This window comes from Streptomyces sp. NPDC085900 (assembly GCF_044540925.1).
Taxonomy (GTDB): domain Bacteria; phylum Actinomycetota; class Actinomycetes; order Streptomycetales; family Streptomycetaceae; genus Streptomyces; species Streptomyces gilvifuscus.
This window is the reverse complement of record NZ_JBITSP010000016.1, coordinates 55,377-75,240: the sequence shown is the minus strand read 5'-3', so window position 1 is coordinate 75,240 and position 19,864 is coordinate 55,377. Positions and strand designations below refer to the sequence as shown.

The 19,864-nt window shown below is 71.1% G+C and carries 20 protein-coding genes; 6 read left to right on the top strand and 14 right to left on the bottom strand.

Annotation, left to right across the window (positions count from 1 at the left end; genetic code table 11):
- Positions 1-131: 131 nt before the first annotated feature.
- From ACIGDI_RS38745 to asnB, 3 genes are all read right to left on the bottom strand, one after another.
- Complete coding sequence (locus ACIGDI_RS38745) at positions 132-1,196, bottom strand: YihY/virulence factor BrkB family protein (RefSeq protein ID WP_399906887.1); 1,065 nt, start codon at positions 1,194-1,196, stop codon at positions 132-134.
- Positions 1,197-1,264: 68 nt separating this feature from the next.
- Positions 1,265-1,996, bottom strand: a complete 732-nt coding sequence (locus ACIGDI_RS38740; RefSeq protein ID WP_399906885.1) for a hypothetical protein — start codon at positions 1,994-1,996, stop codon at positions 1,265-1,267.
- Positions 1,997-2,108: 112 nt separating this feature from the next.
- Positions 2,109-3,950 carry an asparagine synthase (glutamine-hydrolyzing) gene (gene asnB / locus ACIGDI_RS38735; protein WP_399906883.1) on the bottom strand — a complete coding sequence of 614 codons (1,842 nt, stop codon included), beginning with the start codon at positions 3,948-3,950 and terminating at the stop codon, positions 2,109-2,111.
- Between the two features lie 386 nt (positions 3,951-4,336).
- Between asnB and ACIGDI_RS38730 the strand changes: the two genes are divergently transcribed.
- Positions 4,337-5,125, top strand: a complete 789-nt coding sequence (locus ACIGDI_RS38730; protein ID WP_399906881.1) for an SAM-dependent methyltransferase — start codon at positions 4,337-4,339, stop codon at positions 5,123-5,125.
- Positions 5,126-5,129: 4 nt separating this feature from the next.
- On the opposite strand, the gene ACIGDI_RS38725 is transcribed toward ACIGDI_RS38730, so the two are convergent.
- Positions 5,130-5,657: a hypothetical protein gene (locus ACIGDI_RS38725; protein WP_399906879.1), complete on the bottom strand. Its 528-nt coding sequence runs from the start codon at positions 5,655-5,657 to the stop codon at positions 5,130-5,132.
- Position 5,658: 1 nt separating this feature from the next.
- The gene (locus tag ACIGDI_RS38720) at positions 5,659-6,114 is read right to left on the bottom strand and encodes an ATP-binding protein (protein WP_399906877.1); all 456 of its coding nucleotides are present in this window, start codon (positions 6,112-6,114) and stop codon (positions 5,659-5,661) included.
- Positions 6,115-6,358: 244 nt separating this feature from the next.
- Between ACIGDI_RS38720 and ACIGDI_RS38715 the strand changes: the two genes are divergently transcribed.
- The gene (locus ACIGDI_RS38715; protein WP_399906875.1) at positions 6,359-6,589 is read left to right on the top strand and encodes a DUF397 domain-containing protein; all 231 of its coding nucleotides are present in this window, start codon (positions 6,359-6,361) and stop codon (positions 6,587-6,589) included.
- A 94-nt stretch (positions 6,590-6,683) separates the two neighbouring features.
- Positions 6,684-7,604, top strand: coding sequence for a helix-turn-helix domain-containing protein (locus ACIGDI_RS38710; protein WP_399906873.1), 921 nt, complete (start codon positions 6,684-6,686; stop codon positions 7,602-7,604).
- A gap of 102 nt (positions 7,605-7,706) precedes the next feature.
- On the opposite strand, the gene ACIGDI_RS38705 is transcribed toward ACIGDI_RS38710, so the two are convergent.
- From ACIGDI_RS38705 to ACIGDI_RS38685, 5 genes are all read right to left on the bottom strand, one after another.
- Positions 7,707-8,525, bottom strand: coding sequence for an SAM-dependent methyltransferase (locus ACIGDI_RS38705; RefSeq protein ID WP_399907101.1), 819 nt, complete (start codon positions 8,523-8,525; stop codon positions 7,707-7,709).
- 195 nt (positions 8,526-8,720) lie between these two features.
- Positions 8,721-11,354 carry an alpha-L-rhamnosidase C-terminal domain-containing protein gene (locus ACIGDI_RS38700; RefSeq protein WP_399906871.1) on the bottom strand — a complete coding sequence of 878 codons (2,634 nt, stop codon included), beginning with the start codon at positions 11,352-11,354 and terminating at the stop codon, positions 8,721-8,723.
- Positions 11,355-11,592: 238 nt separating this feature from the next.
- Complete coding sequence (locus ACIGDI_RS38695; protein WP_200699868.1) at positions 11,593-11,766, bottom strand: hypothetical protein; 174 nt, start codon at positions 11,764-11,766, stop codon at positions 11,593-11,595.
- Between the two features lie 34 nt (positions 11,767-11,800).
- The gene (locus ACIGDI_RS38690) at positions 11,801-12,157 is read right to left on the bottom strand and encodes a PRC-barrel domain-containing protein (protein WP_399907099.1); all 357 of its coding nucleotides are present in this window, start codon (positions 12,155-12,157) and stop codon (positions 11,801-11,803) included.
- Between the two features lie 139 nt (positions 12,158-12,296).
- Positions 12,297-12,614 carry a hypothetical protein gene (locus ACIGDI_RS38685; protein ID WP_399906869.1) on the bottom strand — a complete coding sequence of 106 codons (318 nt, stop codon included), beginning with the start codon at positions 12,612-12,614 and terminating at the stop codon, positions 12,297-12,299.
- Positions 12,615-12,787: 173 nt separating this feature from the next.
- Between ACIGDI_RS38685 and ACIGDI_RS38680 the strand changes: the two genes are divergently transcribed.
- Positions 12,788-13,303, top strand: a complete 516-nt coding sequence (locus tag ACIGDI_RS38680; RefSeq protein WP_399906868.1) for a GIY-YIG nuclease family protein — start codon at positions 12,788-12,790, stop codon at positions 13,301-13,303.
- 274 nt (positions 13,304-13,577) lie between these two features.
- On the top strand, positions 13,578-15,644 hold the full coding sequence (locus ACIGDI_RS38675) for a SpoIIE family protein phosphatase (protein ID WP_399906866.1): 2,067 nt from the start codon (positions 13,578-13,580) through the stop codon (positions 15,642-15,644).
- Between the two features lie 22 nt (positions 15,645-15,666).
- On the opposite strand, the gene ACIGDI_RS38670 is transcribed toward ACIGDI_RS38675, so the two are convergent.
- A complete protein-coding gene (locus ACIGDI_RS38670) occupies positions 15,667-16,431 on the bottom strand; it encodes a DUF4097 family beta strand repeat-containing protein (protein ID WP_399906864.1) in 765 nt (254 codons plus the stop codon).
- A gap of 134 nt (positions 16,432-16,565) precedes the next feature.
- Between ACIGDI_RS38670 and ACIGDI_RS38665 the strand changes: the two genes are divergently transcribed.
- Positions 16,566-16,775: a DUF4177 domain-containing protein gene (locus tag ACIGDI_RS38665; RefSeq protein ID WP_200699863.1), complete on the top strand. Its 210-nt coding sequence runs from the start codon at positions 16,566-16,568 to the stop codon at positions 16,773-16,775.
- A gap of 18 nt (positions 16,776-16,793) precedes the next feature.
- Here ACIGDI_RS38665 and ACIGDI_RS38660 read toward each other — a convergent pair whose 3' ends face one another.
- The 3 genes from ACIGDI_RS38660 to ACIGDI_RS38650 all read right to left on the bottom strand — a co-directional run bounded on the left by ACIGDI_RS38660 (position 16,794) and on the right by ACIGDI_RS38650 (position 19,753).
- Positions 16,794-17,858 carry a P1 family peptidase gene (locus tag ACIGDI_RS38660; protein WP_399906862.1) on the bottom strand — a complete coding sequence of 355 codons (1,065 nt, stop codon included), beginning with the start codon at positions 17,856-17,858 and terminating at the stop codon, positions 16,794-16,796.
- A gap of 47 nt (positions 17,859-17,905) precedes the next feature.
- Positions 17,906-18,742: a lysozyme gene (locus ACIGDI_RS38655; RefSeq protein ID WP_399906860.1), complete on the bottom strand. Its 837-nt coding sequence runs from the start codon at positions 18,740-18,742 to the stop codon at positions 17,906-17,908.
- Between the two features lie 111 nt (positions 18,743-18,853).
- A complete protein-coding gene (locus ACIGDI_RS38650) occupies positions 18,854-19,753 on the bottom strand; it encodes a PfkB family carbohydrate kinase (protein WP_399906858.1) in 900 nt (299 codons plus the stop codon).
- Between the last annotated feature and the right edge of the window lie 111 nt (positions 19,754-19,864).

Genomic DNA, 19,864 nt, shown 5'->3' with positions numbered 1-19,864 from the left:
GGTCCCTCACGGGTGGGACGGCTTCAGCCGCAGCCTCTCGCGTGGCTCTCCGTTTGTCGCGCTTTGTCGGTCATCCGTCATCATTCCGACCGATGTCGCACTCCCTCGGCCGACCGTCGGCGGTGGCCCGGTCAGTCGGCCTCCAGGCGGCGGACGTCCTCCTCGTCCCAGGTGCGGGTGTCGCGAGGCTGGGTGTAGGGCTCCCGCTCGGGCGGGAGGCCGCCGGCGATGGCCCGCTGACGTACGCTCTCGGCGTCGAACTCCAGGCCCAGGAGGATCGCGAGGTTGCTGATCCACAGCCAGACGAGGAAGACGATGACGCCCGCCATGGTGCCGTACGTCTTGTTGTACGAGGCGAAGTTGGCGACGTAGAACGCGAAGCCGGCGGAGGCGGCCAGCCAGATCAGCAGGGCCAGCAGGCTGCCCGGGGTGATCCACCGGAAGCCCTTGACCTTGGCGTTCGGGGTGGCCCAGTACAGGAGCGCGATCATCACCGTCACCAGCAGGACGAGGACGGGCCACTTGGCGATCGCCCAGACCGTCAGCGCGGTGTCACCGACGCCGAGTGCCTGCCCGGCCTGGTGGGCCAGTCCTCCGGTGAAGACGACGATCAGCGCGCTGATCACCGCCAGCACAAGGAGCACGACCGTCACTCCGACCCGTACCGGCAGTACCTTCCACACCGGCCGGCCCTCCGGCATGTCGTAGACGGCGTTCGCGGCGCGGATGAAGGCGGCCACATAGCCGGACGCGGACCAGATCGCCAGCACGATGCCGACGATGGCCATGACCGAGCCGACCCCGGAGTTGTTCTGCAGCTGCTCCACCGCCCGGGTGATGATGTCGCGCGCCGAACCGGGGGCCAGCTGCTTGAGGTTGGAGAGCACCTTGTCGGTGGCGGACTTGCCGGTGATGCCCAGCAGGGACACCAGGACCAACAGGGCCGGGAACAGGGACAGCACCCCGTAGTAGGTGAGCGCCGCCGCCCGGTCGGTGAGTTCGTCGTCCTTGAACTCCTTGAGGCTGCCCTTGAACACGGCGCCCCAGGCGCCCTTCGGCATTTTCGTCGGGGTGTCGGGGGCGGCCCGTTCGACCTCTCCGTCCGGTCCCGCCTCCTCCGGCGAAGGCACCCGGGAGTCCGGGTGGTCGTCGCGGTGGTCCTGGTCTTTGTGTCCCGGGAGATGCAGCTTCGCCATGCCTGCCGGGTAACCCGGCGACGCGGGCTCAAGCCAGGCTTTCCGAACGGGCGACCTCCCTCATCGGCTCAGGACCGTGGCGTGTCGGGCGGATCGAGCGTGAACACCGTGATCCACTCGGCGTCCGCGGCGTGGTAGCCGAGGCCGACCAGGGCCTCGGAGGCGGCGCGCATGTGTCCGGCGCCGTAGACGACGGCGATGGAGAAGGGGCCGGTGCGTCCGGCGTAGGCACCGTCGAGGTCGGTCAGTGCCTTGGTCAGCAGCTGGTCCCGGCGTCGTAGCACCAGGTCGTCCAGACCAGGCCACAGGTCGGCCGCGGCCTCCTCGCCCTCGCTCATCAGGTCCTCCAGCGTGAGGTGCCGGGCGAGCCAGTGGCGTGTGCCCAGCAGGCGCATGCCGGCGGTGAAGGCGGGGACGAGAGTGGCCACCATCGCGCGTTCCTTCCACGGCAGGCGCGCGTACCCCTCCTGGAACCGGGCGCCGCTCATGTCGGGGCACACCACGGGCAGCCCGAGCCCGTCGAAGTCGAGGTCCTGCACCACCAGGCCGAGGCGTTCGTGACCGTCCAGTCGGCGGTACGAGGCGACGAGGGCGTCGGCGCCGGGTGAGCCCTCCCCGATGCCCTCCGCGACCACCAGGTCGCAGGTGCGGCGCAGCCGTGCCGTCACCTCCTGGTAGAAGGCCGCCTCTGCGAGATGGACCATGGGGAAGAGCACGAACGTCAGGCCCGTCCCCGGCCGCGTGAACCGGATCACGGCCGATCGCACCCCGGCCAGCCCGGTCACTTCGATGAACTGCACGTCCGCCCCCCGGTGTCCGGCCTCTTTGTGTCATCACGCGAAAGAGCCCTCCGGAAGTTGCCGAATACCGGTCCGGACCACCGAACGTCCGCTGCCGGCAAGGAGCGAGGGGTCAGTCGAGCCTGATCTCGGGGCGGTACAGGTCCAGCCACAGCGCGAGGTCGAGGGCGCGTTCGAGGCCGCGCCGCTCGGCCTGCGTACTCACGGCGGTCTCGCGGTGTGCGACGCGGTGCAGGCGGTCGCGGTCGACGAGGTCGAAGACCGGGTGCGTGGTCCGGGACAGCAGGTCCTTGGCCTGGTCCTGGAGGGCGACGGCGTACTTGGGGTCCTGGGTGGAGGGGTAGGGGCTCTTGACCCTGTCGTACACGGACTTCGGCAGCAGGTCGGCGGTCGCCTCGCGCAGCAGGCTCTTCTCCCTGCCGTCGAAGGACTTCAGCGCCCAGGGGGTGTTGTAGACGTACTCGACCAGCCGGTGGTCGCAGAACGGGACCCTGACCTCCAGGCCTACGGCCATGCTCGCGCGGTCCTTGCGGTCGAGCAGGACGCGGACGAAGCGGGTGAGGTGCAGGTGGCAGATCTGCCGCATGCGGTACTCGAAGTCGCTCTCCCCGTCGAGGCGGCGGATGCCGGCGATTGCGGTGCGGTAGCCGTCGGCGACGTATCCGTCCAGGTCGAGGGTGTCGAGGAGGCCGGGGCGCAGGACCTCGGCGTCCTCGCCGAAGTGGCGGCCGAAGCGCACCAGCCAGGGGAAGGTGGCGGCGCTGCGGGCTTCTTCGTCGAAGAACTGCTGGTAGCCGCCGAAGACCTCGTCGGCGGACTCGCCGGACAGCGCGACCGTCGACTGGTCGCGGATGGCCTGGAAGAGCAGGTACAGCGAGGCGTCCATGTCGCCGAGCCCGGCGGGCAGGTCGCGGGCCCTGATGACCTTGGCGCGGACGTCGGGGTCGGCGAGGGTCTGCGCGTCCAGGACGATGTCCTGGTGTTCGGTGTGGGCGGTGCGGGCCACGTCGTGGACGAACGGCGTGTCGGGGGTGCCGCGCAGGTCGTCGGCGACGAAGTGGTCGGCCTGGCCGACGAAGTCGACGGCGAAGCTGCGGACCTTCTCGCCGCGTTCGCCGAGTCGGCGGGCGGCGAGTGCGGTCATCGCGGAGGAGTCGAGGCCGCCGGAGAGCAGCGTGCAGCGCGGCACGTCGGCGACGAGCTGGCGGCGCACGATGTCCTCGAGGAGGGAACGGACCGTGGCGACGGTGGTGTCGCGGTCGTCGGTGTGCGCCCGGGTCTCCAACTGCCAGTAGGCGCGGCGGTCGATCCCCGTCCGGTCGACGGTGACGACGGTGCCGGGTTCGACCTCCGCCATGCCGTCCCAGACGGCGTGCCCGGGCGTCTTGACCATGGTGAACAGCTCCCGAAGGCCGTCCGTGGTGACGCGGGCGGGGGCCAGCGGGTTGGCGAGGATCGCCTTGGGTTCGGAGCCGAACAGGACTCCGTCGGGCGTCGGGTAGTAGTAGAAGGGCTTGATGCCCATGCGGTCCCGGATTATCACCAGCTTGTCCCGGCGGCCGTCCCAGACGGCGAACGCGTACATCCCGTTGAGCCGTTCCGCGATCCCCTCGCCCCATTCGAGGTATCCGTGCAGGACCGCCTCGGTGTCGGAGTGGGTGGTGAAACGGTGGCCACGGCCGGTCAGTTCACGGCGCAGCTCGGTGAAGTTGTACGTCTCCCCCGAGTAGACGAGGGTCACGGTGCCGTGCGGGGTGTCGACGCTCATGGGCTGCCTGCCGCCGGGGAGGTCGATGATCGCCAGCCTGCGGTGCCCGAGGGCCGCGTGTCCCTGGATCCAGGTGCCGCGGTCGTCCGGTCCCCGGCAGGCCATCGTCTCCGTCATCGCATCCAATGTGGCGGTCTGCGTGCCCAGTTCGCGGTCGAAGGAGATCCAGCCGGTGATGCCGCACATGTGGTGCCTCCCACTTCGGGTCTGCTCGGGCCGGTCTCCCACGTGGGGTTTCGCACGTGCTACGACGACCCGCGAACAAACAAGTTGTAGCTGCCATGCATTTCGAGCGTGCGCCACGCCCTCGGGCCGGTCAACACGGCCGTAACGTCACCGACCCACCGACCCCCTGCTTTCGGCCCCACTTGGCATACGCAAAACCCGTGGATGCCGGTATCGCCGTAGCGCTCCCCACGGGAATCGGCCACAGGCAAAATCTTCTCCAGCTCGAAGCGTGTTCTCCGTCGGTGCGCGAAGTGGCCCGACTCCCTTGCCTCCAGGGCGAGATGACACGCGAGTACGATGATCGAGTACTCGGCCCGTTCCGATACCGCCTCTATGGAGCTGCCATGACGACCGGCCCCCAGTCCTCCTCCCGGATCGACACCGGCCGACCGCACCCCGCGCGGGTCTACGACTGGCTGCTCGGCGGCAAGGACAACTACCCGGTCGACGAGGCCGTCGGGGAGCAACTGCCCCCCGAGGCACGGGACGCGGCCCGGCAGAACCGGGAGTTCATGCACCGGGCGGCCGGGTGGCTCGCCGCCCACGGCATCGACCAGTTCCTGGACATCGGCACGGGGATCCCCACCGAACCGAATCTCCATCAGATCGTGCAGGAGATCGCGCCGGCGGCGAAGGTCGTCTACGCCGACAACGACCCGATCGTGCTGCGCCATGCCGAGGCGTTGCTGGTCAGCCGCCCCGAGGGGGTCACCGACTACATCGAGGCCGACGTACGGCACCCGGAAGGGATCGTCGAACACGCCCGGCACGTCCTCGACTTCGACCGGCCCATCGCGCTGTCGCTCATCGCGCTGATGCACTTCATCACCGACGAACAGGACGCCCACGGCATCGTCCGCAATCTGGTGGCCACGCTCCCGCCGGGCAGCTATCTGGTGCTGTCGCACGCCGCGTCGGACCTCTTCCCCGAACTCGCCGAGCGCGTCACGGCCGAGTACGCGAAGGGGGGCATCCAGCTCGGCTTCCGCACCCGCGCGGAGGTGGAGCGCTTCTTCGACGGTCTGGAGCTCGTGCCGCCCGGCCTGGTCACCGCCACCGAGTGGGGCCCCTCCACCCCGTCCGCGCAGGCGGAGGGCAGCGGCATCTACGCGGGCGTGGCCCGCGTCGGCTGAGATCTCAGGCGTCCAGCGTGGCGGCGAGTTCCTTGGTGGCGTGGACGACTTCGGCGTCCGGCTCGGCCAGCAGACTCGGAATCACGCCGCGTTGGGCTCTCACCGCGCTGCGGGCCGCGCACTCCCATTCGACGTGGTCGCCATGGTGACGGCGGAGCTTCGGATAGGCGGCGACGGTGGTTTCCCACTGGCGCGCGTCGGCGATCTTCCGCAGGAGCCGGAGGATCTGCGCCCGGCAGGTGGTCTGCGGCCGTTGCGCGAGGTCCCACAGGAAGGGGACCGTGACAGCGGTCGCCTGGCCGACGACGAACCCGTACTGACAGATGCGGTGCTGCAGCCGCTCCAGCGCGTTGCGGGCGGCGGGCTCGTCGCCCGAGGCGACGGCGGCGAGCAGGAAGGGAATGGCGGCGGCGGACCCCGAGACGTCCTCGATGTCGCGCCAGGAGACGAGGCCGACGTCCCGGAGCCGTACGGGGAGCCTCTCCCCCACCACCGGATACCGACCGCCGCGGACCCCAACTTGTGACGTCATGTCAGGCGGGCGCCTCTGTGGGCAGAATGGCCCAGACCGTCTTGCCCGACGGGGTGTAGCGGGTCCAACCCCAGTGCTGCGCGAGCGCCTCCACCATGAACAGGCCGCGTCCGTGCTCCTGGAAGGAGTCCGGGGCGTGGGGGCTCACGGGGACGGCGTCGCTCCGGTCGGTGACCGCGCACACCAGATGAGCCGGCCGGCGCGTGAGCCTCAGGCGCACGTCGGTCTCTCCTTCGTCACCCGCGTCACAGCGTCGGGCGTGCAGCATGGCGTTGGCCGTCAGCTCGGAGACGACCGTCAGGGCGTCGTCGATGCACTGGTCCAAACCCCAGTCGAGGAGCGCGCGTTCGGTGAACGCGCGGGCCTGGCCGCATCCGGTGAGATCACCGGACAGGGACAGCTGGACCGTCCTGGGCGCGGCGGGACGGGCGGTACCGGTGACTGCGGCCCGTCCCACCGGGAACGCAGTGGGACCGGACCAGGGTGCTGGGTGCGCGGGGAGCGACACGGCATCTCCTGAAGTGACGTCAGGACGGGGCAGGCATGAAGGTCGGCGTCGTGGTTAGTATCCACCTTGAGAGCGACTCCGTGCAATTTCACGAGAAATTGCGCGCAGTTCCAGCCAGCCAGCGCCACTTGGGAACCGGGCCGCCTCGAAAGCGGTGGCGACCGCGTGGCGCGACACATGCGAGGAGAGAGCGGTGCCATCGATTCCGAACGGGGTTCGAGCCAGCTCACTGGACGTCCGCTGGCTCAAGAGCCGGCACAGCAACGCCGAGGGCAACTGTGTCGAGGTCGCGGCCCTGGCCGAGGGGGGTGTGGCGATGCGCAACTCCCGTGACCCGCACGGGCCCGCGCTGATCTACACGCCGGCCGAACTGGCCGCGTTCCTGGCGGGCGTCAGGGACGGCGAGTTCGACCACCTGCTGTGACGGCACGGACGCAATCTCTTCGGCCTGCGCCTACGGCTGGAGGCGTACAGATGCGATAATGCATGCTGTTGCCCACTGCCCACTGGGAGTCAGGATGCCCTCCGAGTCACCCCGCGTCTCCCGCCTCGAACCGTACCTGGATCGCACCGAGCCCGCGCCGACCCTGCTGAAGATGCTGGTCGGCGTGCAGCTGGCGGGCTTTCGCGAGGACGCGGGGCTCCCACAGGAACAGGCCGCCCGTGCCGTGGGGTTCAGCCCGGCGAAACTGTCGCGCATCGAGGCGGGCAAGGGACGCAGGCCGCCCACCGAGGCGGATGTGCGAGCTCTGCTGGAGCTGTACAAGACGGAGGAGTACGAGACCTCGGTGCTGCTGCAACTGCTGCGGCGTGCCGGGGAACCGGGGTGGTGGCAGCGCTTCGACAAGCGTCTGATGCCGGAGTGGTTCGACAGGCTCGTCGGACTGCAGGAAGCGGCCGACTCCATCCGTACGTTCGAGATCCAGTACGTTCCCGGGCTGCTGCAGACTCCGGCCTACACCCGTGCCGTGGTGCAGCGCGGACTGCCCTCCGCACCGGCCCGCGAGGTGGAGCGGCGCGTCGAACTGCGCATGAAGCGCGCCGAGTTGCTGCGGCGGGCGGACCCGCCCCAGCTGTGGGCGGTCGTCGACGAGTCCGTGCTGCTGCGCGTCCTGGGCAGCCGGGAGATCATGCGCGAGCAGCTGGAGCACCTGATCGTCATGGCCCAACTGCCGCACGTGACGCTGCAGATCGTCCCGCTGGACGTGACCAACGCCTCCGCGCCGGCCATCCCCGTCACCTATCTGCGCTTCGGCGGGCTCGACCTGCCGGACGTCGTCTACCTGGAACACATCAAGAGCGCCACGTTCCTGGAGGACCGCGACGAGACCGAGCAGTACCGGGTGACGCTGGACCAACTGGCGGACGACGCCCTCGATCCCCGCCGGTCCCTGGCGCGCCTGCGCGAGACGGCCGAACAGCGCTACGGCGTGGTGTGAGCCTTGGTGCGCTGCGGCGTCGTGTGAGCCGTCGTGCGCCACGGCATCACTTGAGCCGTGGTGCGCTTCGACGGCGTGTGAGCCGTGGTCCGGTGCCTGCGGCTACCGGATCCGGCCCACTCCGCCGAACTCGATCCACTCCTGGGTGGCCTGGCGAGGGGCCACGTCGGTGTCGGGCCGCCAGGTGGACACCTCCACCAGGCCCGGTTCGAGGATCTCGAGCCCCTCGAACCACTCGACGACGTCCTTCTCCTGCCGCACTCGGCCCCAGTGGCCCTGCGTCGCCTGGTCCATGAAGTTCGTGACGAAGTCCCGGACCTCCGGGTCCTCGCTGACCAGCTGACACATCAGCAGACAGCTGCCGGGCACAAGCCGTTCGGTCACCCTGCGCACCACCGCCATGGGCCCGTCGGTCTCGCTGTCCGGGATGCAGTGGAACACCGAGTTGAACAGCACCGCCACCGGCTGCGAGAAGTCGATCAGCCGCTTGGTGTCCGGATGGGAGAAGATCTCCTCGGTGTCGCGCAGGTCGGCCTGGATGACGGCGGTGCGGTCGTTCTGGTCCAGCAGGGCGCGGCCGTGCACCAGGACCATCGGGTCGTTGTCGACGTACACCACCCGCGACTCCGGATCGATCCGCTGCGCCACCTGGTGCACGTTGTCCTGGGTGGGCAGCCCTGAGCCGTGGTCCAGGAACTGCCGGATGCCGTACTCCTTGGCCAGCTGTCCGACCACCCGCTGCAGGAAGCGCCGGTTGTTCAGGGCCAGCGCCCGCGTGCTGGGCACCACCTTGTCCAGTTCCTCGCACGCGGCCCGGTCCACGGCGTAGTTGTCCTTGCCGCCCAGGTAGTGGTCGTACATGCGCGCGGCCGTCGGAACCGTGGCATCGATCTTGGTGGACAGCCGCTTCCCGGACTCCATCGTCTCCCCCAGCCGCAGGTCGCGCACCGAAGTCTCCGGCGCGCCTGGCAACCCATCCTAGGGAGAAGGCACTTCACTCGGCCACCTCCTTGGCCCGGCTGCCCGCGCTGATATGGACCTACCGGCGCGCCGTGGCGGCGACAGCACCGACGGCCCGCCCGGATGGGCTTCTCGAGCGGCCACGCCGAGCAGCGGTCAGCTGTCGCGTCGGGCCGTGAAGTCGTGTGTTCCCGGGCCCAGTCCGGAGATCGTCACCCTTCCGTCGACGACGGCGACCCCTTCGGAGGAGGCGTGGCGACCGTCCCACAGCGTGCGGCCGCGGGCCCGCACGGTCAGCCGCCGACCGTCACCCGGCACGACGAGCGTGCCCCGCGTCCCCCTCGGGATGTCGAGGACGACGTGGAAGACACTTCCGGAGTTCTCCCAGGCGACCAGCAAAGCGCCGTGCGGGGTGGGCAGTCGGCCCTGCGCCCAGGCGACGTCGCCCGGCTGCGGACACACCTCCCAGGTGGCGTATCCCGGTGAGGCCGGTCTCGCCCCCAGCAGATGGTGGGTCAGGGCCGGCAGGACACCGGTGGACCAGCCGTGCGCCATGCTGGTGTAGGCGTCCTCGTACAGGGATCCGCCGGGGCCGATGCCCTCCCAGTGCGTGATGCCGGGGTCGTGCCCGTCCATCCAGCCGTAGGTGCGCCGGATCTGGTCGAGCGCGGAGTCCGTGCGCCCGGCGAGGAAGCGGGCCACGATCTCCGGGTACGACGTGAAGGCGTACACGCGCTGGGACGCGCCGGCGAAGAGGGTGTCGTTGTCCATGAACGCGTTGCCGTACGGCAGTCGGGTCGTGGCGTCGAGATGGGTGAGGGCCGACGCCGCCCGCCCGGCGTCGGCGACGCCCGCGGTGACGGCGAGGGCGTTGCCGTCCTGGGCATGGCGAGCGGGCCCGGTGGCGGAGTCGAGGTAGGCACCCGCGTCGGCGTCCCACAGGTGCGTGTTGATCGCGTCCGTGACCGACGCGGCCCGCTCCGTCCAGCGGGCCGCGTCGGATTCGCGGCCCAGCAGCCGGGCGAGCCGCGCGGCGTCCCTGAGAGCCTGGACGTACAGGACGTTGTAGTAGGTGACCCGGCCGGTGCGGCCCAGGAACGCGTAGTCGCCGTATCCCCCGGTGCCGTTGAGCCCCTTGCTGAGCAGACCGGCCTCGCCGGTGACGCTCGGGTACCAGGTGTCCAGCACCTTCACCAGGTTCGGGTGGTAGCGGGCCGCGTAGTTCCGGTCCCCGGTGTACAGCACGTAGTCCCAGCTGCAGGTGACCCACCACAGGGGATAGTCGAACAGCGGGAGCGTGTAGCCGGAGATGGAGGCGGGCGGTATCCAGCCGTCGGCGCGCTGGTGGTCGGCGAGATCGGCGAGCACGTTGCGTGCGGCGGCCGCCGCGTCGTCATGCGTGAGATACAACGTGCGCGCCGAGACGGCCAGATCGCCCACGTACGGGTCGCGGTCGCGTTTGGCCCCGTCGTGCAGGACGAGCCTGCCTTCGAGCGAGGCGCTCCAGGCGCCCCGCGGGTCGACGTCGTCCTCACGGAAGGTGTCGGTGACGAGCTCGTTGGTGTACGCGGCGCCGTACCAGTAGCGGTTGAGGTCGTCGTCGGAGCAGAGGAACCAGCCGCGGTAGGTGCCGGGCGTGCCCCGGTAGGCGGTGAAGTCCAGGCCGACGGAGTCGATCTCGACCGTCCCCCAGGGCTGGGCCGCGGGCGCGTCGGACGGCAGGGCGTCGAGGGTGATCCGCAGGTATCGGAAGCCGTGGAGGCCGTCGGCGTATACCTTGTCGCCCGCCTGGAAGCCCTTGTGGTCGGTCCAGTCGGCGCCCTGCGGCGGCACGGCGAACTGGTCGGTGCCCTGGCCCGCGCCGCCCGACTGGTCGGAGCGGGTGAAGTCGGAGCGGTCGGTGAGGAAGCGCCGGGTCTCCGAGAACGCGAGGCGCACTCCCGGCGCGTTGTCGGAGGCGGAGGTGAAGCGGATGCGCGGATATCCGACGACGACCTTGCCGAAGTCCACCGTGACGCCGGGCGGCGCCGCCGGTGGTTCGACCGGCTCGGGCCACACCTCGTTGATCCTGGTGAACGCCCCGCGGGGAGTGTCCTGGACGGCGGTCACGGTGATGCGCACCCGGCTCGCGGGGACCGGGGTGCGGAAGGGCACCGCCCGCTGGATGACATCGTTGTCGGAGACCGTGGCGGCGTTCGTCCAGGCGCCGTCCGCCCACACGTCGACCGTGAACGCGGTGGGCACCCCGTCGCTGTTGGAGATCACCGTGATCCCGGACAGCTGCCGGGCCTCGGGCATGGTGATGGTCAGGACGTCGGGGAAGGCGGCCGGGGTGTCGTCGTTCCAGAAGGTGTCGGGGTCGCCGTCGACGGCGTTGGTGGCGTCGTAAGTGCGCGGTCGCCCGTCGTTGCCGTTGTTGCCGGCGTGCGAGGACGAGGCCTCGGCGGTGGTGCCCGCCGGCCAGCGGGGCGCGGGGGCGGGCTGCGGGCGGCGCAGCACGGTGACGGCGCCGCCGGGCTTCAGCAGCGCGTCCGGGTCGCGTACGTCGCCGGTGGGATCGAGGATCCGTTGGGGCCGTACCGTGCGGGATGCGGGTCCGTGGACGTAGCGCTGCCAGCCGGTACCCGGGCGGGGGGCTCCGGTCGCGGTGTCCGCGTCGGGTGCCGCGGCGGCGTATGCCGTACCCGGGGGGCCGATGGTCAGGGCTGCGGCTGTGGCGCCCGCCGCGATGACGGTGCGGCGGCGCGGGCCGGGTGGTACGGGATTCTCCGACGTGCTGCTCGATGTCATGGCACCTCGTCCTCGAAGGCGGCTTCTGGCCCCTGCTGCCGCGCATGGAAACGGTCAGCGTATTGAAACGATTCAATTGGCTGGGGCAGGGCGACGCTATCTCATGACCCGAACCGCGTACAGACACCGCGCAACTTCTCTGTCCGGAGCGGGCGTTGGCGTACCGGCACCGGTACGCGTCCCGGTACCGGTATCGGTACGGGGACGCGTCTGGGCCATAACCCCCGCCCGCCCGTCCTCAGCGCGCGACGCGGTGCTTCCTGCCCCCTCGGCGGAAGCGCACGGCGGCGTAGACGAGGTCGGCGAGCAGTACCACCACGCCGATGATCAGCAGATAGAACAGGCCGTGTGCGGCGAATCCGATGATGCCCAGGACCAGGGCCACGAGCACCAGGAAGAGAAAGAGGCTCATCTGCGCTCCTTGCGCCTACGGTGGATCACTGGCGTCAGCGACGGGCGAGACGGCGTTCGCCGCCACTTCCCGGTACGTAGTCGAGTTCGTAGTGCGCGAAGATCTCCGGCTCGTCCGTGGCCGGCAGCTCACCGTCGGTGTCGATCGTGGGCGCCTTCTTCACCACGTCCTTGGAGTGGGCAATCTTGAGGTAGCCCGGTCCCACGGTCGCGCCGGGCAGCGGCGCGAAGACCAGGCGCCGGCGCGTGGGAAGCCCCACGGTCACCGTGGCGAAGAAGGGTTGGTCGGTGGCGGTGTCCACGTAAATCGCCTCCAGGACACCGATCTTGTGCCCGTGCGGGTCGACCACATCGTGGCCACGCCATTCACGGATGTCGCTTGCCTCGAACATCATGAACCTCCGCCATGGGTGTACCCCCGACAACGTTTCCGATGTCTTGCCGGACGGGGCTCGCCCGACGTCCCGTCCGGTGTCCTGGAGCCTTGTCCGCGGCCGCGGGCGGCGCCGGCCGGTCCACGGCCCCGCGGCCTCAGTCGCCGGAGTCGATGCCCGTGATCACCGCCGGTCCGAGCGGCGCGCTGCCCTCGTCGAGCCCGACGGAGTCCAGGGCCGCCTCCGCGTACCGGCGGGCCTCCAGTTCGGCCTCCGGGCCGCTGGCGGCGTCGACCGTGACGCGGACGGTGAAGGTGCCGTCGTCGTTGACGGTGAGGACGTCGAGGTCCTCCTCGTTGCCCATGTGCGTGTGGTGCGGGTCCGCCGGGCGCAGGGCCCGGGCGAGTTCGTCCTGTGTCTGTTGCCCGGCGTCGCCGGTGAACGTCCCCGGCACCGAGATGACGTACGTCGTCACTGTTCTCCTCCCTCGGTCCCTTTCCGTCTACCCCGCTCGGGCGTCAAGATCCCGGGCGCTTGCGGCCGCCGCCCGACTGGGCGTCCGGGCCGTCGCGCGAGGGCCGGTGTCAGACCCCCGTGAGAGCGTGAGGGGACCGGCACCGTGCGCGTAGAGCCGAGGAGGGCCGCGTCATGGCCGACGTCGATGCGCAGTTTCTGCGCGGCCTGTTCGACGAGGAGGGCAGCCTGCACGCGGACGGCCGGACGGCGCTGTACCGGCTGTACGGCCTGGAGGGTCTGCTGTACGTCGGGATCTCCGTGGCCCCGCTGACCCGCGTGCGCACCCACTTACGGGAGCAGCCGTGGCGATCACTCGTGGTCGGGATACGGATCGACTACCCCGAGGACGCGGAGGCCGCCGAACGCGAGGCCGTGTGGAGCGAGCATCCCAAGTACAACGTGATCTTCAATGGTGTGCGTCGGCCCCCGGCCCCGGACCGTGTCGCCCGGCTCAGGAACGAACTCTCCCTGGAGCGGCGGCGGCTGGCGGAGTTCGAGGCGGCCGTGCCCGAGTCGACGACCCAGCTGCGGCTGATCGTTCGGGCGATCGAGGCGAAGCGGGCCAGGGTCGCCAAGCTGCTGGTGCGGCTGGAGGAGGCCGAGGCCGGGCGACGCGAGGTTCCGGAGCAGGTGAGGCGGGTCGAATGACGGGCCTGGGCGCGGTGCCGCGCGGAGCGGTCGAAACCGGTCCGGGACGGGTCGCCGGCGGTGGGTTCCGTGCAGCGATCGGCAGCCGTCCTTGAGGTGGGCCGGGGAGCGGGAGCTGCCGAAGACGTCGGCGACGACGACGTCGGCGGACCCGGCCGCGGTTTCGCCGTCCGCGGACCGGATGCAGGATGGAAGTGCCGTTGCTCGGAACCCGGGAGTTCGGTGTGGCCGGAAAGCAGCGCCTGATTCCACGGACGGTGGAGGTGGTGTCCGGATGGCAGCCGAATCGTTCCCGCCCGAAGGGGATGCGTACGGCATCGACACACCCCCTCCCACCCGGCTGCTGGACGTCCTCAGCGTGGCCGCGACCGTCGTCGACGCCGACGGACGCATCGTGTTCTGGACCCCGCAGGCCGAGGAGCTCTTCGGGTACAGCGCGCAGGAGGCACTGGGGAAGTACGCCGCCCGGCTGTTCATCCACCCCGAGCACCTGAAGGCCGTGGTCAGGCTGTTCACGGAGGTACTGGAGACGGGCCGCAGCTGGGCGGGCGCCTTCCCCATCCGGCACAAGGACGGCACCACCCGGCTGATGGAGTTCCGCAACATGCGTCTCCAGGACGATCTCGGGGACCTCTACGCCCTGGGCATCGCCGCCGACCACAACCTGCTCCAGCGTGTCGAGACCGATCTGGCGCTGTGCGAGAAGCTGATCGACCAGTCGCCGATCGGCCTGGCCCTCCTCGACCCCGACCTGCGGCACGTCCTGGTCAATCCGGCGCTGGCCCGCATCGACGGCATGTCCGCCGAGGACCATGTGGGCCGCGGACTGCGGGAGACCCTGCCGCTGCCCGACATCGACACCATCGAGTCCGCGCTGCGCCGAGTGCTGACCACCGGCATGCCCCTGCTCGACCAGTACCACGTGGGCCCCCTCTCGGTGGACACCGACAAGGATCGCGCCTGGTCGCTGTCCTTCTACCGGCTGGAGGACCCCGGCGGGCGGGTTCTGGGCGCGGCCATGTCCGTCGTCGACGTCACCGAACGGCACCGTGCGGCGGCCGAGGCCGACCGGGCCCGGCGGCGGCTCGCGCTGATCGCCGACGCCTCCGTGCGCGTCGGCACCACGCTGGAGGTGGAGGAGACGGCCCGGGAACTGGCGGAGATCACGGTGCCCCAGCTCGCCGACGTCGTCGCCGTGGACATCCTCGACTCCGCACTGGCCTGCCGTCGCTCGCGCAAGCCCGACGACGGCCCCGAACTCTTCCGCGCCCTCGCGCTCAAGGCGGCCCACCCGTCCGAGGCGCTGCGCGCGGCCGACCCCCCGGGCGGCCTCGCCGCCTACGACGGGGACCGGCTGGTCACGCTGTGCGTCCACTCCGGTCGCCCGGTGCTGGTGCGGCATGTCGACGCCCAGGACCTGCCGCGCATCGCCCGGGACGCCGAGGCCGGGTCCCTGCTGGCCCGCGCCGGAGTCCACTCGTACCTCGCGGTGCCGCTGATCGCCCACGGCGAGGTGATCGGTGCCCTCGACCTCAAGCGCACCAGCAATCCGATCCCCTTCGACGAGGACGACGTCGTCCTCGCCACCGAACTGGCCGGCCGCGCTGCCGTGGCCATCGACAACGCCCGCTGGTTCCAGAGCGTGCGCAACACCGCCCTGACGTTGCAGCGCAGCCTGCTGCCCGACCATCCGCCCGAGCACACGGGCCTGGAGCTCGCGTCCCGCTACCAGCCCGCCCAGGCGACCAGCGAGGTCGGCGGTGACTGGTACGACGTCATTCCGCTGAGCGACGACAGGACCGCCCTGGTCGTCGGGGACGTCATGGGCAACGGCATCGACGCGGCCGCCACCATGGGCCGGCTGCGCACCGCCACCTGCGCCTACGCCGACCTCGATCTCGAACCCGGTGCCGTGCTCCAGCACCTCGACAAGATCACCTGCGATCTGGAGCACTACATCGTCACCTGCCTGTACGCCGTGTACGACCCCCACACGCGGCTGTGCCACCTCGCCAACGCCGGACACATGCCGCCCGCGGTCGCCCACCCGGGCCGCTCCCCGGAACTGCTCGACCTGCCCACGGGCGCGCCGCTCGGTGTCGGCGGCATCTCCTTCGAGGCCTCCACGGTCCGCCTCGACCCCGGTGATCTGCTGGTGCTCTACACCGACGGCCTCGTCGAGACCCGGCACCACCCCATCGACGACCGGCTCGACGTCCTCCTGAGCTTCCTCGACGAGCCCCAGCGCCCCCTCGAGGAGACCTGCGACCTCCTGCTCTACGGTCTGCGCCACCCCGACGACCACGACGACGTCGCCCTGCTGATCGCCCGGGCCGTCTGACCCCGGCTGACGCCGCGCCGGTTCAGCCCAGACGTGCCCCTACGTCACCGTTGACCGTGGTCAGCGTCATGTCGGGGCCCCGTTCCGCCGTGCTCGTGGGGACGTCCGTGGTGGCGCGGCCGTTGTCGGTGTCCGCCGTGATCCGGTAGGCGGGAGCGCCGTGCGGGACGGTGACGTCGACGGAGCCGTTGGTGGTCGTCGCCGTCACGCTCGACGGTGCCGAGGTGCAGGCGAGGACCACGTCGCCGTTGGTGGTCGCCGCGCGCACCCGCTTTGCGTCGAGGTCCGTCGCGTTGACGGAGCCGTTGCGGGTGGCCAGCCGTACGGGCGCGTCCTCACGTCCCGAACGGGTCACCGTCATGTCGCCGTTGACGGTGGTCAGGTCCAGTGCGGCGGCGACGCCCGCGGCGTCGATGCCGGCGTTGCGCGCGCTGACGGTGACGCTGAGGCCGTCCGGCACCTTCACATAGGGCATGCGCGGGCACGAGCCGTCGCTTCGGGCGCCGTCGCGGCACGACAGGTCCAGGGTCCAGGTCCGCCCCCTGTGGGACCACTCGGCATGGACGCGGTCGTCGACGGTGACCCGGTGGCCGTCGGTGGGGCGCAGCCGTAGACCGTTGTCGGTGGTCACGACGAGGCGGCCGCCCGGTGCGTCGGTCGCGGGAGCTTCCGTCGCGGCCACGGCGGGGGAAGCGGCGTTCTTGTGGCCGCTGCACGCCGCGCCGACGGGGAGCACGGTCAGGATGACGGCCAGGGACAGGACCCGCCTTGTCGACGTCGCCTTCATGTTCGTACGGCTTCCCCCGCATGGCGGCCTCATGGCTGCCACCCCCCGGCGCGGCCCGCGGCGCACCGTGATTGGCTTGCCCCCATCACCGCCGCCGATACGCGGTGTTCGACAGACAGAAGGACGTTGCAGCCATGAGCCAGGCGTACGAGTACAAGGTCGTCACCTTCCGGGAGTCGCTCATCGGCGACGCGCTGGACAGCGACAAGCTGGAGAAGACGCTCAACAAGCAGGCCGAGGACGGCTGGCAGCTGAAGGCCATCACCTCCGCGGACGTCAAGGGCCGCATCGGCCCCGGGGCGGTCGAGGGCCTGCTCCTCACCTTCGAACGGCCGCGCGCGTAACCGCGAGGACTTCGGCCCTCACCGCCGCAACAGATCGAGCAGCGGTGCGGCGGGCAGGGGATGGCGGGTGTCCCCGCGCGGGCCGGTCGTCGTCCTGGCGGTCAGCAGTGAGTTCAGGACGGCCTCCTCCACCGCGTCGAGCACCGCGGTGAACAGGGGGTCGACAGCGTCGTCGGGTACGGCGGCGGGACCGGCGGCCGTACCCAGCGGGCGGGTGCCGAACGCGAGGCCGTAGTCGCCGCTGCCATGACCGTACGCGGCGCCGACCCTGGCCAGGGCGTACACCGCCCGCCGGGCGAGCCGGGTCAGCTGGCGCGCGTCCAGGGCTGCGTCGGTCGCGGCCACGACCATGCAGGAGCCCTGCGCCGGGCCGGGTTCCGGAGTGGACAGGCCGACGTCGGCGGGGGTGACCGGGCGGCCCTGGACGCGCAGGATGCCGTCGAAGTTCGCCTGCACCAGGACGCCGAGGGTGGCGCGTCGGCCCGCGAGCGGCACATGGCGGGAGGAGGTGCCGATGCCGGACTTGAAGCCGAGCGCGACGGTCCCGGTGCCCGCACCGACACATCCCTCAGGAACCGGCCCGCCGGCAGCGGTCTCGAGCGCGGCGCGGACGTGTTCCTCGCGCACCGGGCGCGAGCGGATGTCGGACAGCAGGCCGTCGTTGCACTCCCCCACCACCGGGTTCAGGCTGCGGATCCCTGCCCCCTGGGGCCGTTCCAGCATCCAGCCGACCAGCCCGTCGGCGACCCGGAACGCGGACAGGGTCGAGGTGAGCAGGATCGGCGTCTCCAGGGCGCCGAGTTCGGCGATCTGCGTGGTGCCGAGCAGCTTGCCGTAGCCGTTGCCCGCGAACACGCCGGCCGGCAGCGGGCTGCCGGGGCCGACGCCGTCGGGCACGATCGCGGTCAGGCCGCTGTGGATCAGCGGGGGCCGCACCAGTGTCGTGTGACCGACACGGACGCCGGGCACGTCCGTGAGCGCGTTGTGCGGCCCCGTCGGCAAGCCCCCTACGCCCAGGCCGAGTTCACGGGCCCTGCGCGGGACCGGGGGTGACGGGGGCGGATCGGGTGCGGGCACGCGCATGACCGGCACACTGGCCGCCGCCCGGCACCGGTGCGGCGCGACGCCGCTCAGTCGTCGGCGAACTGCCGCAGTTTGTCGGCGGTTCCGTTGAACTTGTCGTGGTCGCCGACCGTCTGCCCCGACGAGGTGTACTGCCACATCGTGTACGACGACCAGCCCGCCGGCAGCTCCCCGACGGACGAGGCGTACCGGGCGACCCACAGGGGGTTGGATCCGAAGCCGGTGTAGTCGCCGGTGCAGCTGGCCCACCAGGTGGCGGAGGTGTAGATGACGGCGTCGCGACCGGTGCGGGAGCGGTAGCGGTTCAGGAAGTCGCGGATCCACGTGACCATGCCGCTCTCGGACTTGCCGTAGCAGGAGTCGCCGTAGGGGTTCCACTCGATGTCGAGGGCGCCGGGCAGGGTGCGTCCGTCGCCGGACCAGCCGCCGCCGTGATCGACGAAGTAGTCGGCCTGTGCGGTGCCGCTGCCGGAGTCCGGGGTGGCGAAGTGGTAGGCGCCGCGGATCATGCCGGTGTCGTAGGCGCCGCCGTACTGCTGGTCGAAGTAGGGGTTTCGGTAGGACGTGCCTTCCGTGGCCTTGGTGTAGGCCCACTTGACGCCGTTGCTCCACAAGGTGGACCAGGCGACCTCGCGCTGGTGGCTGGAGACGTCGACGCCTTCGCTCTGGACGGTCCGTGTCGTGGGCGGCGAGCTGTCGGGACTGCCGGTGATTCCGTCGTGGGCCATGATGCCGATGCCCATGTAGGCGGTGCCGCGCTCGGGTATGGACTCGCCGGAGGCGGGGGTGGCCGTCACGGCGGACAGGAGGGCGAGGAGGCCGGTGAGGGCGGCGACGAGACGTCGGTGCGCGCGGCCGTGCTGAGCGGATATGGATCTTCGCATGCCATCCATCTGACCCTCGGCAACGCGGCACCGCACGTCACGTACGCCCTGGCGTGGCTCGGGCCCGTCTCGCCCTGTACGCCGCCCTGGTCGGCGGGCCGTCCCCCCGGCTCATCCCTCCCGCAGCCAGGCCCGTGTCCCGAACGACGCGCATGCCCGCGCGGCCGTGGCGGCGGAGGCGCGCAGTGCCTCGGCGAAGCCCTCCGCCGTGATCCGGCCGCGCACCGCGAGGTGATGGGCGAGGGCTCCGTGCAGGACGTCGCCGGCGCCCAGGGTGTCCACGACGCGGACCGCGGGCACGTCCACCGTGCCCCCGCCGCCGGGGCCCTGCCACACCAGGGGCTCCCCTCCCCCGCTGACCGCCGACCACGGGACACCGAGCTCTTTCAGGAACCGCAGGGTGTCCGCCGGTGTGTCGGCTCCGGGGGGCCGGAAGTCGGCCGAGCACACGGCCACGTCGACCGACGACAGCAGCGTCGGCGTCCCTTCCTTCCAACTGCCGCCGTCGAACAAGGTGGTTCGGCCGGCCGCCCGGGCCCGGCGGGCGGTGGCCACCGCCAGTTCCATGTGGTGGCCGTCGAACTCGACGAGATCGCAGTCGGCGACCAGCGCGTCGAGGTCGTCGGGCGGCGCGAGACGGCGGCCGACGGCGTTGGTGGAGGCGACCGCCCGGTCCCCGGTCGACGCGGTCACCAGGATGGACGACACGGCGGGCGGTTCGGCCGAGTCGGCCGCCAGGTCGGACACGGTCACGCCGAGCCGGCGCAGGTCGGCCGTGACACCGACGCCCAGTGGATGGGTGCCGACGGCGGTCAGCAGTGTGGCCACGCCGCCGAGATGGCTGAAGGTCACGGCGGCGTTCGCCGCCGGCCCGCCCGCGGCGACCTCCTGGCGGCGGGCCGTCAGCTTCTCGTTGGGGCCCGGTGGGTGATCGACGAGCTGGATGACGTCCAGCGTGCACAGGCCGACGAACAGCCCCGCGGGACGCCTCTCGCCACCGGCTCCACCCACCAGCACCTCCTGCCGCTCGGGCCGCTCGGGCCGCCGTCAGTGTACGAAGCGGCATCGGGGGCAGGGCCCGCATGTCCGCGCCGCGAAGGGCGGGCGCCATGACCGTCTCCG

Bases quoted from the DNA above. Each gene is read 5' to 3' on its own strand.
- ACIGDI_RS38745 (WP_399906887.1), bottom strand. From the start codon at position 1,196: ATGGCGAAGCTGCATCTCCCGGGACACAAAGACCAGGACCACCGCGAC.
- asnB (WP_399906883.1), bottom strand. From the start codon at position 3,950: ATGTGCGGCATCACCGGCTGGATCTCCTTCGACCGCGAACTGGGCACG.
- ACIGDI_RS38730 (WP_399906881.1), top strand. From the start codon at position 4,337: ATGACGACCGGCCCCCAGTCCTCCTCCCGGATCGACACCGGCCGACCG.
- ACIGDI_RS38725 (WP_399906879.1), bottom strand. From the start codon at position 5,657: ATGACGTCACAAGTTGGGGTCCGCGGCGGTCGGTATCCGGTGGTGGGG.
- ACIGDI_RS38710 (WP_399906873.1), top strand. From the start codon at position 6,684: ATGCCCTCCGAGTCACCCCGCGTCTCCCGCCTCGAACCGTACCTGGAT.
- ACIGDI_RS38705 (WP_399907101.1), bottom strand. From the start codon at position 8,525: ATGGAGTCCGGGAAGCGGCTGTCCACCAAGATCGATGCCACGGTTCCG.
- ACIGDI_RS38700 (WP_399906871.1), bottom strand. From the start codon at position 11,354: ATGACATCGAGCAGCACGTCGGAGAATCCCGTACCACCCGGCCCGCGC.
- ACIGDI_RS38695 (WP_200699868.1), bottom strand. From the start codon at position 11,766: ATGAGCCTCTTTCTCTTCCTGGTGCTCGTGGCCCTGGTCCTGGGCATC.
- ACIGDI_RS38690 (WP_399907099.1), bottom strand. From the start codon at position 12,157: ATGTTCGAGGCAAGCGACATCCGTGAATGGCGTGGCCACGATGTGGTC.
- ACIGDI_RS38680 (WP_399906868.1), top strand. From the start codon at position 12,788: ATGGCCGACGTCGATGCGCAGTTTCTGCGCGGCCTGTTCGACGAGGAG.
- ACIGDI_RS38675 (WP_399906866.1), top strand. From the start codon at position 13,578: ATGGCAGCCGAATCGTTCCCGCCCGAAGGGGATGCGTACGGCATCGAC.
- ACIGDI_RS38670 (WP_399906864.1), bottom strand. From the start codon at position 16,431: ATGAAGGCGACGTCGACAAGGCGGGTCCTGTCCCTGGCCGTCATCCTG.
- ACIGDI_RS38665 (WP_200699863.1), top strand. From the start codon at position 16,566: ATGAGCCAGGCGTACGAGTACAAGGTCGTCACCTTCCGGGAGTCGCTC.
- ACIGDI_RS38660 (WP_399906862.1), bottom strand. From the start codon at position 17,858: ATGCGCGTGCCCGCACCCGATCCGCCCCCGTCACCCCCGGTCCCGCGC.
- ACIGDI_RS38655 (WP_399906860.1), bottom strand. From the start codon at position 18,742: ATGCGAAGATCCATATCCGCTCAGCACGGCCGCGCGCACCGACGTCTC.